This window comes from Achromobacter sp. RW408 (genome assembly GCF_003184165.1).
GTDB classification, from domain to species: Bacteria; Pseudomonadota; Gammaproteobacteria; order Burkholderiales; family Burkholderiaceae_B; genus Achromobacter; species Achromobacter xylosoxidans.
The window spans coordinates 1-779 of sequence record NZ_QHHO01000023.1; the positions used below are offsets into that span (position 1 = coordinate 1).

The 779-nt window shown below is 68.0% G+C and carries 1 protein-coding gene; it reads left to right on the plus strand.

The features are described 5' to 3' along the window. On the plus strand, positions 1 to 779 hold a 779-nt coding region (locus DK459_RS07425; RefSeq protein ID WP_370445588.1), incomplete at both ends, for a 4Fe-4S dicluster domain-containing protein.

The following is a 779-nucleotide window of genomic DNA, read 5'->3' on the forward strand; positions in this document are numbered from 1 at the left end:
TCGCCTGGCGGCGACCCGCCACCCTGGCGGCCGCACGTGCGGCCGCCCCGGCCCGGCCAGGAGACGCTGGAGCAGACCCTGGCCGGCGTGCGCAGCAAGATCTATCCGCGCTCGGTCAGCGGCATCTTCGCGCGCTGGCGCATTGCCTTCGTCTTTCTCACGCAGCTGATCTTCTACGGCCTGCCCTGGCTGCAATGGAACGGCCGCCAGGCCGTGCTGTTCGACCTGGGCGCGCGCAAGTTCTACCTGTTCGGCCTGGTGCTGTGGCCCCAGGACGTGGTCTACCTGGCTGTGCTGCTGGTGATCTCGGCGCTGGCGCTGTTCCTGTTCACCGCGGTGGCCGGCCGGTTGTTCTGCGGCTACGCCTGTCCGCAGACGGTCTACACCGAGATCTTCATGTGGATCGAGCGCAAGGTCGAAGGCGACCGCGTCGCCCGCATCCGCCTGGACGAGTCGCCCTGGACCTGGCGCAAGGCGCGCCTGAAGGTCACCAAGCACTTCCTGTGGATCGCGCTGGCCTGGTGGACCGGCTCGACCTTCATCGGCTACTTCGCGCCGATCCGCGAACTGGGCCACGAGCTGTTCGCGCTGCAGCTGGGGCCGTGGCAATGGTTCTGGATGCTGTTCTACGGCTTCGCCACCTGGGGCAATGCCGGCTTCATGCGCGAGTCGGTCTGCAAGTACATGTGCCCGTACGCGCGCTTCCAGAGCGTGATGGTCGACCCCGACACCTTCGTGGTGACCTACGACAAGCGCCGCGGCGATCCGCGCGGCGGCCG